The organism is Alicyclobacillus hesperidum subsp. aegles, from assembly GCF_027923525.1.
In the GTDB taxonomy this organism is placed as follows: Bacteria; Bacillota; Bacilli; order Alicyclobacillales; family Alicyclobacillaceae; genus Alicyclobacillus; species Alicyclobacillus aegles.
On the sequence record NZ_BSBJ01000020.1, the window covers coordinates 1 to 2,440 of the forward strand.

Consider the following 2,440-nt stretch of genomic DNA (forward strand, 5'->3'; position numbering starts at 1 on the left):
TGTCAATGGCCAATTTGTTTTCGTCTAAAATGGCCAACTAAAATCATCACTTGGCGTGGGAGATTAGAGACTCGCGGTGCCTCCTTTCATTCGGTAGCTGTCTCCTGAAAACGTAAATACAAATGCGTGGTGTAACAGCCTGTCCAGCGTTGCGCTTGCTAAAGATGGGTTGGGGAACAACGCTCCCCATTCCTGAAAGGGTCGGTTGCTCGTCACAATGAGGCTTTGGCGCTCGTAAGCCGCGGATACAACCTGGAACAGGTGGTTTCCTGCCGTGTCATCCATTGGCAAATATCCAAGCTCGTCGATTACGACGAGATCCAGCTTCGCCAGTGCCCTTAGTTTGTTCTTTACGGTGCCATCCGCCAATGCGGCGTAGAGATTGTCTACGAGCTCTTGGGCGGTGGTGAACAGCACATCCTTACCTTGAATCGCCGCTTCGTATGCAAGTGCGGTCGCGATGTGTGTTTTCCCCAAGCCGGGTGGTCCCAAAAGGATCACGTTGTCGTGATTCTCTACAAACCGTAACGTCTGCAGTTCAAGGATTTCCCGCTTGGGAATGCTGGGTTGGAACGAAAAGTCGAACTCTGCCAGCGTTTTGTGAGCCGGGATTTTGGCGTTACGCAACCGTTTCGTCCGCTGCGTTTCTTCGCGAACTGCTACTTCTTCTGTGACAATCATTTTCAAGAAGTCGTAGAAACTCATGTCGCGCGCTGCAGCAATCCGACAGTACTCATCGACACAATCCCTGGTATACCGAAGTTTCAGGCGTTTCAGCCCATCGAGGAGGTCTTCCATAAGGCACCTCCCAATCGTTTGGCATAATAGCTGGGATCCCGTGTCTCTACACCCACATGCGGGAGTGGGACCATGGCTGTCTGTGAGGACGCGGTCATCCGTTTTGGCAGCGAATCCGGTGCTTCACGCAGCTTCATCAGGATACGGTGCAATGGACCATACCCGAAGCTGCCAAATTGTAGCGATCGCTCCATCGCTGCATCGAGCTCATCCTGCGTAAACTCGTCGGCGAGCTGGACAATCTGCTGCATCTGCTCGCGAAGGCTATGGCCACGAGCTTCCGTTAACCCTTGCAGATAAGCAGATGCATGGTTGCACAGGTTCCTGAACTGGTTCTCCAGGGCAGACTGCTTGGCTCCCTTAAAGCGACCTTCGTAGTGCTCTGGACACAAGAACTGCTTGCCGCGTTCTGTCGTTCGAGGCCAACACCCAATCTCCGTTTCATCCGCCATGACCCGAAACTCTTGTTCATAAATCTCAAGTCGTACATAGCGACGGGCATACTCTTTGGGGACGGAGTACTTGTTCTGGTGAAATGTGAACTGGCTGGCCTTATCCACTTTGACTCGCTGCACCCGAAACAGGACAGGTCTCTTCCTTGGAACGGGAGTCAGTTTCGACTTTTCCAGGGCCCATCGCTCTACAGGTATGGCCTGAGTAGTGGTGTGGACTTCTCGATTCACCTCATTGCACCATTGACGGACTTGCTGATTCACGCTGTCCAGATCGGAAAATTCACGCCCATAGTAGAAGTCGCGGTGAACGTACCCGACCGTGGACTCAACCTTCCCCTTGGTTTCCGGGTCCTCAACCCAGCATGCTTCCGGCTGAAACTGCATTAACGCTGCGAACTGCAGCAGGTCGGGCTGGAATCGAATCACGCGCCCCACGCGCTCGCTAACCACGACCTTCGCGTTGTCGAACAGAATCTTCTTTGGCACACCGCCGATGTACTCAAAGGCCCGATACAGGCAATTCAGAAACACGACACTGTCCAACGACGTCACGTACTCTACGTATCGCATTCGGGAATGAGATAGGACGAACACAAAGCAGTAAATCTTCGTCTTCTGTCCGTTGTATTCCCATGTTTCATGACCCCAGTCGACCTGCGCTTGTTCTCCCGGTTCCGTCTCGTATGGCTTATAGACACGGGCCGGAATCCTTGCTTTAAGCGGAGCAACGTATCGACGGACCGTCCGCTTTGACCCAGTGAATCCCATGTCCCGGATCTCCCTGAACAATCTCTTGGCCGTCAGTTCCGGATAAGCCTCCAACCGCCGTCGTATGTACTCCAGGTAAGGATCAATCAGTCTAGGACGGACACGGTGGGATGCCGTGTAATCCATCTCTCGGCCCTGAAGACGCACCTGCTGCATCTGACCCAGATATTTGGCAACGGTCTGTCGGTGAATTCCCAATCTTTCTCCAATGGCTTTGTTGGTTAACCCCTCGTTTTTTAACGTCTGAACCTGTATCATAGTTTTGAGAGTCTCTCGCAAGATCCGCACCTCTTCATCTTGTCTATGTTGTTTGTTCGCACCTACAACTTTCGACAAGAGGAGTGCGGATCTTTTTTATCACCCCTATCAATGACGATTTTTAGTGGCCACTATTGTCGATTCTAACCTGGCCATTTACA

2 protein-coding genes are annotated in these 2,440 nt (G+C 52.2%); both read right to left on the reverse strand.

What is annotated here, in order from left to right:
* Positions 1 to 63: 63 nt before the first annotated feature.
* Positions 64 to 798, reverse strand: coding sequence for an IS21-like element helper ATPase IstB (gene istB, locus QMF38_RS09440; RefSeq protein ID WP_058094610.1), 735 nt, complete (start codon positions 796 to 798; stop codon positions 64 to 66).
* On the reverse strand, positions 774 to 2,279 hold the full coding sequence (gene istA, locus QMF38_RS09445; RefSeq protein WP_281759280.1) for an IS21 family transposase: 1,506 nt from the start codon (positions 2,277 to 2,279) through the stop codon (positions 774 to 776). The genes istB and istA overlap by 25 nt, the downstream gene beginning before the upstream one ends.
* Between the last annotated feature and the right edge of the window lie 161 nt (positions 2,280 to 2,440).